Consider the following 9,949-nt stretch of genomic DNA (forward strand, 5'->3'; position numbering starts at 1 on the left):
TTATGGAAATTTGTTGTTTTCCACAATCAATTTCTACCTATTTCTATAAATTTCAATCTATTTCTATTATCTTATCTCCATATCACTCTTATCTCCTTATCCCCTTTCTTACACTTTTGATATATACCCTGAACGGTTACGTAGTATCTCAATGGGTAATTATGCTTACAAAGTTTAGTGGCAATTCTCCCCCCGCCGCTGAACTCTGCGTTAGACTAAAAGAGATTAAACCACGAAGGGCAGGGAGAACACGAAGTGAAATTTGATGAAATATCTAATAAAGTTAGCAAATATTAAAGTTGGCTTGTTAATAAATTCAATGTAGAAAGGTTGAAAGAAGGCATAAAAAGATTTGTCTTGTCCAATCTTCGTGACCTTCGTGCTCTTCGTGGTAAAAAACAGTCTAACAAAACAATGAACCTGACAGAGCAAGTTATTTTATCGTTAGGCATCCCAGAGGAGGAAGTGAAATCTTTGAAACAGGTTTATAAAGGTATAGATGAAGATGATGTTATCCGTCTTGAGAGACAGATAGGACTTCCTATGGGAACAAAAATCCTTGTTATGGTAAAAACATTTTGCATGGATGAACAAAAGAAATAAAGGATACATAGATGAAACTACTTGAGCGAGGGTTTTATCTTGGGAAAAAATTATATTCAAAAGGAGAGGATCTATATGACAGATAAACTGATAGATACGAACATTCTTGTATATGCTTACGATACCTCTGAAGGAATAAAACATGAGAAGTCAAAAAACCTTTTGAAACAGATATGGAAAGCAGGTGGAGGAATTGTCTGTGTGCAAAATCTGATAGAATTTTTTATTGTTATCACCCCAATTGTCTTATTGTCTTTATCGTTTATCCCTTTTGCTTCTGCTGATGGGTTCATTCATATTTACTATGAAGACAAGTGGAATTTATTCAATGAAGACCAGCAACTCTGTGCAATTAACTATAAAGACGGATTCCAAAATATGATTTTAATAGTAGACCCAGGTCAAGAACTAACCGGAGAAAAAGCAGTTTGGATATTTCCTATTCCAGTAAAACCAAATAGAATTGCTATCAATATTGTGAAAGATTTCCCTCAATTTTTGGGTTATGATGTTCAAGATAAAGCTGATGAATCAATCTCTAATGTTTTTATGGCTATGCGAGCAACCCAAATTTATACCTTTCCAGTCTTATCTCTCACTATGCTTAAAATGGAAGGAGGAAGAAAGGGACTGGAAGATATGTTGGAGGAAGTTACCATTTATAACCATATTGAAAAAATGGGACTTACTACAGAATTGGTTTCTGCTGTTGATGGGTCTTCATTGACAAATTATGTAACTTCAAAAGGTTTAAACTTACCAGAATCTTCAAGGTCTATTTTAGATGAATATATAGGTCGAGAATATTCTTTTGTCATATCCTGGATTTCTAATATTGAAAAATTCAAACAGGAGCAAGGATCAGTAAAACAAGGCTATGGTGAAAAGTGGGAAATGGGGACAAGTAATTCAATTGGGGTTTTTATTACATTCCCAACTGATAAAATATACTATCCTCTAAAACCAACATCTGTTTATGGAAGTAAAAGAGTTGCAGCAGTCATTTATGTTTTAGATTATGTCGAGCCTGAATTATACGATGGAGTTAAAACAAATGCCGAACTAAATTATTTCTTTGAAAACCAATTAAGTGCTCCAGAAGGATTAAGAGATTTTTTTGCTGAATATGAAAAGAAGCCTTACACTTACTATGCAGGAGAGGCTCAAGAACAAGGTTTCACGGTAAAAGATGTAAAATATACAAGAATCAAAATAAATCCACCTTCAAAATATTTAACTCAAGATTTATGGATGAAAGTATCTGCCCCATTTAAAATAAAAGCAGCTGATTTTGCAAGCAGATATGGATTATTATACGGTTTAATATTTTTTATATTATGTTCTTGCTTAGCAAGTTTATTATCGGGTATGATTATTTTTAGAAACAAAACAATCTCAAAATTAAAATTTACATTGTTTGGTCTATGGAATTTCCTGACATTAATTGGTTTTTCAATCGCCGCTTATATTACTAAAATTGACATTAAATCTACCCAATCACAAGAAATTCAAAAAAGTGATATTTCATTTGGAAAGATTATTACACGAAGCTTACTTATTGCACTTGTGATTACTGTTCTGTTTTTATTCCTCCTGTTTTTATTCCTATATACAAGTTCATTGAGATACTGGGATTTTGAAATGACTACTTCTGTGCTAATTATGTATGCTATTACAAGTGCATTCATCGCTATTTTTGAATGGGGTTATTACAAAAACAGGGAAATAATGAAGTTCATAATTTTGTTTACAGCACTATTTATTGTTCTAACAATAATTTCTCAAGAATTTTTGAATTTGATAATCATTTTCTAAAAAACACAATCAGAGTCAGACCTCGAAAGCAGAATTAACTTGACGATAGAAGAAAAACGGCGACCATTAAAAGTCTAACCGATCAATGAAGCGGATTCGCTTTGCTCACCGCTTATTTCTGTCTTAGACGTGAGAATATGAGGAGGCAAAAACAATGTTGGAAGTACACAAAAGAATAGTTCTCGATGAAAATCAACGCCCATTTGCTATTCAGATACCTATTGAGGAATTCGAACGATTGGAAGATGTCATCGAGAATTATGGGCTGTCAAAGATGATGGGCGAAGTAAAGGATGACGAAAAAATGTCCGTAGAGGAAGCAAGAGAATATTATGGGTGGTTGAAGACAAATGTGGAATGTTGAGTACACAAAGCGTTTTCTTAAAGAGCTATCCGAATTGCCAAAAGAAGTCCGATCTCGGGCAGAAAAGATAGTCTTTGAGGAACTGCTGATTGGTAACCCCTTTTCGCTTGGATATATTGAGGGTATCCAGATAAGTATAAGATTCGGGTTGGTGATTACAGAATCGGTATCACAATAGATAAGCAAAGCGATTTGATAATTTGTCAACGGATAGCCCATCGCAAAGATATATACAGGATGTTCCCATGAAAAGATAATTAGGGATAGGGGAGTAAGGTCAGACCTTGAATGTAGAAAGTAGTTCCTTTTACATTCAACATTCACGGTCTGACCCTGACCCCAAACCTTGCTCTGTTTTTTCTCTGCGTCTCTGCAGTAAAGGATTACCTAAACGGTTACAAAACATCGTTGTCATATTATACCACAATTTCAATCTATGTCAATTAAAATTTTATACATACACTAAAATTTGTTCATCGTCAAACAAAATGTAGTTTTTTTGTCAACACTCACTCGAGGTCTAACCCAAAATAGTAGAAGATATTTTTAAAAAATTCTCGATCAGCCACTTGACAAAAAAGGAAAAATAAAGTATAATTATCAGTATATTAGAAGACTCTCGGATATCAAGTTTGAAGGGGATTTTTATAAGATAAGGACTATTAAAATGAAGAAATTTGCATCTCTATTGTTAGTATTATTAATATCAATACTTATTTTGCCAACAAAAGAGTGTTTTAGTGAAGAAGAGAGAGGATGTGGGATAAGAAGGTATATAAGTGAAGTTAAAATAGTCTCTGAATGGCAAATTGATGTCACGGTAATGGTTAAGTTTAGTGAGGATTGTAGTCAATCTGGGAATTATATAAAGGTATGGATAGAACATGCCGGATGGTATTATGAGGATATAATCTATGATGTTCCAGTAGGAGAGTGGATAGTTCATACTTTCCATTTCTTTACCTATGAACAATTGGCTAATGGAACCTCTCTTCGAATAGTATTAGAGGCTTATTCTCCTCCTATTACCTTTAAAAATGATGAAGTAAGAGGCAAGGTATATATGGATACCGAAAATCCTATCCTGGGTATCCCCTATGATAGAAATGCCTTGATATTTGAGCCAATAAATATTACAAATGGTAATATGATTATGACTTCTAAAGATATGTTTTTACCTGGCAAGAATCTTCATATTAAATTTGATAGAACATATAATAGCAGAAGTAATGAGATTGGACCATTTGGATATGGCTGGACTCATAGTTATAATATGTATCTTTTATTCAAATCTCAAAATCCAATGGCTGGAGCACTAAAGTTCTATGTAACATATCACTCTCAACCCCCACCACAAATTCCAAAATTTAGTGAAAAGAATTCAAAGGATAATGATAATTTTGTGGTAGTTGTAGATGAAACTGGTAGGTGGATTGTATTCACTAAACAAAATGATACTTATCTCCCACCTCCTGGAATCCATTCTACTTTAACAAAGAACATAGATAATACATATACTTTACGAGAAAAGGATACTACTGAATATAATTTTGATTCAAATGGCAACTTAACTTCTATAATAGATAGAAATGACAATCAGATAAGTCTTACCTACACCGATAATAAACTTACTCGAATAACCAGTTCATCAGGACGGTTTATTGAACTGGAATATTATCCTGAAGAATACATTAAGTTAATTAGAGATAATATGGGAAGAGAGGTATCTTATATTTATGAAGGAGATGACCTGGTCAAAGTTATTGACCAGGAAAATAACGAGACTAAATATACTTATTTAAATCATAACCTCACTCAGAGAACAGATGCAAACTCAAATTCTATATATTTTACCTACCATTATGATAATGATATGGTAACTGAGGCAAAAGGTGCTGGAAATAATTACAAGCTGAGTTTATCTTATGACCCGGTATACAACAAAATTGTAGTTACAGACTCAAAAGGATATAATACGGAATATTATTATAATGAGAGTAATGTAATAACTAAGATTGTTGACGGAGTAGGTAATATTCAAGAATTTGGCTGGGATACGGATTTAAATAAGATATGGGTTAAAGATGCAAATGGGAATATTACAAAGATGGGTTATGATTCAATGGGTAATATAACCAGCATAACTCCTCCAGCACCATTTGATACTCAAATTACTAATTTTACATATCACCCAACATATAATTTTATCACTTCTATTGACGACCCTATACATCCTGCTACTACATTTACATATAATGATAATACAGGTGATTTACTTTTTGTCACAGACCCATTAGAAAACCAGACCGAATATCAATATAATGGATATGGACAGTGCATATTGATGATAGATGCTAAACACAATAAAACAAAATATGAATATGAGAATAGATGGGGAGACCTTACTGAGGTAATAGAAGGATATGAAGTATTAAATTATGTGACTCAATTTAGTTATGATGATGTTGGTAATAGAATAAGTATGACAGATGCAAATGGAAATATCACTGAGTATATTTATGACAACTGTAATAGACTCACGGATATAATCTATCCAGGAGATAATGGCACTACGGATTATGAATATGATGGAGTTGGTAATAGAATAAGTATAACAGACGCAAATGGTGTACTAACTACCTATGAATATGATGTTGTTAATCGACCTGGAACTGTTACTATTGACCCATTCGGATTAGCTATTAGAACTGCTTATCAATACGATACTGAGGGAAATAGAATTAGTCTAACTGACTCCAACGGCAATGTTACTCATTATGAATATGACCCATTAAACAGATTAATAAAGGTAATCTCGGAAGACCCGGATGGTCCAGGACCTAAGGAGTCAGGTATTACTATATTTGAATATGACCCGGTGGGTAATAGAACTAAGATGATAGATGGAGAAGGAAATATTACCAGATATGAGTATGATGTATTAAATAGACCTGGGACAGTCACACAGGTTTTAGATGGTAGAGACTTAAAGACTGGCTATGAATATGATGAGGTAGGTAACTTAAGATTTATTACAGATGCCAATGGACATACATCAGAATATCAATATGATGCCTTAAATCGCCTACGATTTAGTATTGACCCATTACTCAATACCACTGAATACCAATATGATGAGGCAGGTAATTTAGATTATAAGATAAGTGCTAATGGGACTATGATTAACTATGTTTATGATGAGGTAAATAGACTAACATCAATAATATATCCAGATACTAAACAGGTAAATTATGAATATGACCCGGTAGGGAACTTAACTAAGATGCAAGATTTTTATTTTAATACCTGGTATGAATATGATGAATTAAATAGATTAAGTACTGAGACTCATTTTGCAGATTTTCTTAAGGTAAGGTATGGTTATGATAATGTAGGAAATAGAATAAGCCTTAGTGACCCGTATGGAAGGACACTGAGATACAAATATGATCCAGCCAATCGATTAACTAATTTAGTCTTACAGGATAACAAAGGTACAATTTCATATACCTACAATCCAGTAGGAACTATAAAAGAGGTAGATTATCCTAATTTAGTAAGAGTTTCTTATACCTATGATAATTTAAACAGATTAACCCAACTGGTAAACAGAAACCAGGCAGGAACTATATCTTTCTTTAGTTATGATTATGATAAAGTAGGAAATAGAAATTATATGTTCACAAATAGTGGGACAACAAGTTATACTTATGATAACCTATACAGGTTGACACATGTGAAATATCCTGAGCAAAGTTTTACTGATTATACCTATGATGATGTAGGTAATCGTGATACGATGACTACTTTAGAAGGGGTAACAAACTATACTTATGATGAGGCAAATAGACTTATTCAAGCAGGGAGTATTACCTACGGTTATGATAATAATGGTAATATAATTGAAAAGGTAACACCGCAAGGGACTATTAGTTATACCTACGATTATGAAAATAGGCTAATAATAGTAAGTAAGGGTTCACAGCCACAGGTTAATTACTATTATGATGGATATGGTAGGAGGTTAGCCAGACAAGTCGGTAATGAGGTAACAATCTATCTCTGGGATGGGCAGAATGAGTTAATGGAGTATGATTATTTTACTGCCAGTCCATTAGCAGAATATATTTATGCAGATGGTCAGCTTGTATCAAAGGATTTAGTCATGGGAGGATTATTCACTGCTTTCTTCCATCACGATGGATTAGGGAGTATAAGGGATATCACAGATAGGGAAGGAAATGTTCTAACTTCGTATGACTACGATGCATTTGGAGAGGTAAAACAGGGATACATTGGTAAATATAACTATAACTCCTTCACGGGGAAACAATATGACCCAGAGAGTAAGTTATATTACTTCGGCGCCAGATACTATGACCCGAAAATAGGGAGGTTTATAACAAAAGACCCAATATTAGAGCCGATAGTGTTACAGAGTTTATCCTTGCCTTTTGAAATACTGTTATCAAAACCTTCTCCTGTTATTTTCCTGATTCCTCATATGAAAGAAACTCCTCAGGAGTTTCATCCATATATGTATTGCTACAATAATCCTGTAAACTGGGTAGACCTATGGGGATTATGTTCTGAAGAAGATTGGGGATTATATGGAGGAATAAATTTAAAAGACTGGGGAGCAAAAATAGGAATTATAGGAATTTCTGGAGGAGCGAAAGATACAAAAGCTTATGTAAGTGGGCAACTTTTAGTTTTAGGAATAGAAGCAGGATATAATTGGTGGAATATGCAGTTTTATTATGAACCTTCCATGGGTATTGAATTTCAGGCTGGTCCTTTTTATGGAGGTTGGGATCTTGTAAAATTTACCGAGACACTCTGGAGTCCAGGAATAATAGGGAAATTTCCAGAAATAATAGAGAATTTTCAGAAGAAGAAGAAAAATTAATATCAAACAAATTTTAAAAAATACATTTGGTAAAAATAATGGAAAATCCAAATATTTTAGTAAACCATAATAAATATTGTTATACAAGTTTTTGGAAACGCAGTATTTCTCTTACAATTGATTTTTTGATTCTTGATTTAGTCGGATTTTTATGGATGTTTTTCTTTTCTTTAGGAATGTTAGTATTTTTCCGAATAATACTAAAAGTAGATGATATTAGAAAGATTAATCTTTTATGGGAAATAATTAGTCAAGTGTGGGTAATAATATCTTTTATATTATTAAGTAGTTACTTTATTTTTATGCATGGAAGATATGGAGCTACATTGGGTAAAATGATTGTAAGGATAAAGGTTGTTAAGCAAGATTATACACCTATAAATTATAAAATTGCTATGATAAGATATTTCGCTTTTCTCTTATCATGTGCCACATGTGGGATTGGTTTTCTTTTAGCTGCCTTTGATTCTAAGAAACAGAGTTTACACGATAAAATTGCTAAGACTTATGTGGTGTATAGATGTTCAATACAGGATAATGAGAAATAAGGGGGGAATCGGGGGTCGCTCGGAATCGGATAGTGGGATTGGGGTCAGACCTCGAAAAGAGAATTTAAACTGTCTAAATTCTCTTTTCGAGGTCTGACCCTACCTACATACTTCATCTCCTGATTTTATAGTCCCAGAGATGATAGATATTCCCCAAGACCTCCATCCCTATATGTACTGCTACAATAACCCAATTAATTGGATAGACCCGTTTGGACTATGCCCGGAAGAGCCTGGACTTGAATCTACATGGGATGAGTTAATGCTTATCCCAGGGTTAGGACTTGTTGGGAAAGTAGGGAAAGGAGCAAAATTTCTAGAGAAAGCAGAGGCTCTGATTTCCGGATATTTAAAACGCTCAAAATCATATCATTCTGAATATGCAAAGAAAACTTATCAGGAAATCATAGAACTAGCTAAAAAAGGTGATAAAAAAGCTCAACAAATGAAAAAGTTAATTCAGGAAAGAAAACGATTATTGAAGAAGAGGAAAAAATGAGAAATTTCAAATATCTGAAAGAAAAAATGGAAGCAATCGAGATTTTAGAGAAACAAGAAGACTTTAGGAAATCTTTAAAAGAGGTTCAACATCTCTTAACAGAATTTCCTTATCTTACTCCTTTATTAGTCCTAAAAGGGGAGTTGATTCAACTTTTGGATGAAGAGGATAGTAACCAATGGAAACTTGAAGATGCAAAAGAGGCATTAGAACAAGCAGTGGCAATTGATGAAAAATCTATGGATGCTTTACTTGAATTAGCTTTTTATTCTTACGCAGTAGAGGACAACAATGAAATAGCTCTTCATCTTTTTGAGAAGAGTATAAATATGAGTAGAAAATTTTTAGAGGAAGCATATGGGGGTAAATGTAAGTGTTTATTTGAAACTAATCGAAAAGAAGAAGCTTTAAAATGTCTTAAAGAATCTCTTATAATATTTCCTGAATCAGAGAAATTAAAAGAAACAGAAGAAGATTTCAAGGATTAGGGATTAGGGTCAGATTAGGAATTAAGGTCAGACCTTGAATGTAGAAAGTAGGGATTAAGTTTTTCCACTTAATTGCTCTTTGACAATCTAATATTATGATAGTTTTGGCAGAAGGTTAGCCAGGCAGGGTGGAAGTGAGATAAAAGTATATCTCTGGGATGGGCAGAAAGAGTTTATGGAGTATGATTTTTGGAGTGCCAAGCCATTAGGAGAATATATTTATGCAAATGACCAGCTTGTATCAAAGGATTTAGTCATGGGAGGATTATTCACTGCTTTCTTCCATCACGATGGATTAGGGAGTATAAGGGATATCACAGATAGGGGAGGAAATGTTCTAACTTCTTATGACTACGATGCATTTGGAGAGGTAAAGCAAGGCTACATTGGTAAATATAACTATAACTCCTTCACAGGCAAACAATATGACCCAGAAAGTAAGTTATTTTACTTTGGCGCAAGATGGTATGATCCCCAAGTGGGGAGATTTGTGAGTAAGGATCTAGCGAATATAGCTACAGTACAACTTCCCTATGAACATCGGCCAATAGGAAATATTGGGTCACTTCAAGGTTACATATATGATCCTACACTACACTACAACATCTTTATGTATATGTAAGCAATAATCCGATTAATTGGATTGATCTTTATGGATTACAACCACATGCAGGATTTATAGCAGCCTTACTTAAGATGTCAAATAAGAGTAGAATAGGGTCA

At 33.6% G+C, this 9,949-nt stretch carries 9 protein-coding genes and 1 pseudogene; all 10 read left to right on the forward strand.

The genetic code is table 11. The features are described from left to right. A partial coding sequence (locus AB1422_08705; protein ID MEW6619397.1) for a hypothetical protein occupies positions 1 to 266 on the forward strand: 266 nt, incomplete at its 5' end. A gap of 64 nt (positions 267 to 330) precedes the next feature. After that, positions 331 to 603 (forward strand): hypothetical protein, encoded by a 273-nt coding sequence (locus AB1422_08710; protein ID MEW6619398.1) that lies wholly within the window; start codon positions 331 to 333, stop codon positions 601 to 603. A gap of 75 nt (positions 604 to 678) precedes the next feature. Then, positions 679 to 2,418, forward strand: coding sequence for a hypothetical protein (locus tag AB1422_08715; protein ID MEW6619399.1), 1,740 nt, complete (start codon positions 679 to 681; stop codon positions 2,416 to 2,418). 154 nt (positions 2,419 to 2,572) lie between these two features. Beyond that, complete coding sequence (locus AB1422_08720) at positions 2,573 to 2,782, forward strand: hypothetical protein (GenBank protein MEW6619400.1); 210 nt, start codon at positions 2,573 to 2,575, stop codon at positions 2,780 to 2,782. Next, positions 2,769 to 3,031, forward strand: a pseudogene (locus AB1422_08725) (type II toxin-antitoxin system RelE/ParE family toxin). The gene AB1422_08720 and the pseudogene AB1422_08725 overlap by 14 nt, the downstream one beginning before the upstream one ends. A gap of 418 nt (positions 3,032 to 3,449) precedes the next feature. Continuing rightward, a complete protein-coding gene (locus AB1422_08730; GenBank protein MEW6619401.1) occupies positions 3,450 to 7,691 on the forward strand; it encodes a DUF6531 domain-containing protein in 4,242 nt (1,413 codons plus the stop codon). A gap of 38 nt (positions 7,692 to 7,729) precedes the next feature. Continuing rightward, positions 7,730 to 8,239 (forward strand): RDD family protein, encoded by a 510-nt coding sequence (locus AB1422_08735; protein MEW6619402.1) that lies wholly within the window; start codon positions 7,730 to 7,732, stop codon positions 8,237 to 8,239. Positions 8,240 to 8,411: 172 nt separating this feature from the next. Next, positions 8,412 to 8,738, forward strand: a complete 327-nt coding sequence (locus AB1422_08740; protein ID MEW6619403.1) for a hypothetical protein — start codon at positions 8,412 to 8,414, stop codon at positions 8,736 to 8,738. After that, positions 8,735 to 9,226, forward strand: a complete 492-nt coding sequence (locus AB1422_08745) for a hypothetical protein (protein MEW6619404.1) — start codon at positions 8,735 to 8,737, stop codon at positions 9,224 to 9,226. The genes AB1422_08740 and AB1422_08745 overlap by 4 nt, the downstream gene beginning before the upstream one ends. Before the next feature lie 175 nt (positions 9,227 to 9,401). Further along, positions 9,402 to 9,848: an RHS repeat-associated core domain-containing protein gene (locus AB1422_08750; protein MEW6619405.1), complete on the forward strand. Its 447-nt coding sequence runs from the start codon at positions 9,402 to 9,404 to the stop codon at positions 9,846 to 9,848. The last annotated feature ends 101 nt before the right edge of the window (positions 9,849 to 9,949 follow it).

Source organism: bacterium, assembly GCA_040757115.1.
Classification (GTDB): Bacteria; UBA9089; CG2-30-40-21; order CG2-30-40-21; family SBAY01; genus JBFLXS01.

Bases quoted from the DNA above. Each gene is read 5' to 3' on its own strand.
- AB1422_08715 (MEW6619399.1), top strand. From the start codon at position 679: ATGACAGATAAACTGATAGATACGAACATTCTTGTATATGCTTACGAT.
- AB1422_08720 (MEW6619400.1), top strand. From the start codon at position 2,573: ATGTTGGAAGTACACAAAAGAATAGTTCTCGATGAAAATCAACGCCCA.
- AB1422_08730 (MEW6619401.1), top strand. From the start codon at position 3,450: ATGAAGAAATTTGCATCTCTATTGTTAGTATTATTAATATCAATACTT.
- AB1422_08735 (MEW6619402.1), top strand. From the start codon at position 7,730: ATGGAAAATCCAAATATTTTAGTAAACCATAATAAATATTGTTATACA.
- AB1422_08740 (MEW6619403.1), top strand. From the start codon at position 8,412: ATGTACTGCTACAATAACCCAATTAATTGGATAGACCCGTTTGGACTA.
- AB1422_08745 (MEW6619404.1), top strand. From the start codon at position 8,735: ATGAGAAATTTCAAATATCTGAAAGAAAAAATGGAAGCAATCGAGATT.
- AB1422_08750 (MEW6619405.1), top strand. From the start codon at position 9,402: ATGGAGTATGATTTTTGGAGTGCCAAGCCATTAGGAGAATATATTTAT.